We start from the raw sequence: 802 nt of genomic DNA, 5'->3' as shown, positions 1-802 counted from the left end.
GGATCTGAGTCAATGATTTTCCCTTCAAAAAAGCTTAGAGACCGAAAACTCTATTTACTAGCCAAACTTCTCCTAGAATATTACCGTTATAAAATAATGAAGCTTGTCCTTTGCGTAGAGCACGCATAACCTCAATTCCTTTAATTGTGGCATAAGCCGTTTTCATAGACTTGAATCCCAACGTAGCCTTGATGATCCGTTTGAGCTTGCCATGATCACATTCAATCACGTTATTCTTGTATTTAATCTGTCGATGGTCCAGGTCTTCAGGACACTTTCCTTCCTGTTTTAGTCGCGACAAAGCACGGCCATAGGTATGAGCCTTATCAGTGTTTATGACTCGTGGAATCTGCCATTTTTTGACATGATTCAAAATCTTACCAAGAAAACAATAAGCTGAATGGGTATTTCGTCTAGCAGAAAGATAGAAATCAAGAGTATGGCCACGTTGGTCAACTGCACGGTATAGATATGCCCATTTGCCATTCACTTTTACGTAAGTTTCATCCAGATGCCATAAATGTCGATCTGTAGGATTACGCCAATACCAACGTAAACGTTTTTCCATTTCTGGAGCATAACGCTGAACCCAGCGATAAATTGTGGTGTGATCAACATTCACTCCACGTTCAGCGAGCATTTCCTGAAGTTCACGATAGCTGATGCCATATTTACAATACCAACGAACAGCCCAAAGAATGATTTCACCTTGAAAGTGCCGACCGTGGAAGGGATTCATCTGCTGTATCTCGAAATAAATAAGATATTTAGCTTATCATGTCAGCCTATTTGCAACAGTGCC

General features: G+C 40.5%; 1 protein-coding gene. It reads right to left on the bottom strand.

Going from position 1 to position 802, the window contains the following annotated elements:
* Positions 1-34: 34 nt before the first annotated feature.
* On the bottom strand, positions 35-739 hold the full coding sequence (locus IEV17_RS17060) for an IS6-like element IS1007 family transposase (protein WP_001067793.1): 705 nt from the start codon (positions 737-739) through the stop codon (positions 35-37).
* Positions 740-802: the final 63 nt, after the last annotated feature.

This window comes from Acinetobacter modestus (assembly GCF_014636095.1).
Lineage (GTDB): Bacteria > Pseudomonadota > Gammaproteobacteria > Pseudomonadales > Moraxellaceae > Acinetobacter > Acinetobacter modestus.
The sequence above is the reverse complement of the archived record's forward strand: the minus strand, read 5'-3'. Positions and strand labels throughout refer to the sequence as shown.

What these genes read in the sequence shown, in the direction of transcription:
- IEV17_RS17060 (WP_001067793.1), bottom strand. Translation starts at nt 739, where the DNA reads ATGAATCCCTTCCACGGTCGGCACTTTCAAGGTGAAATCATTCTTTGG.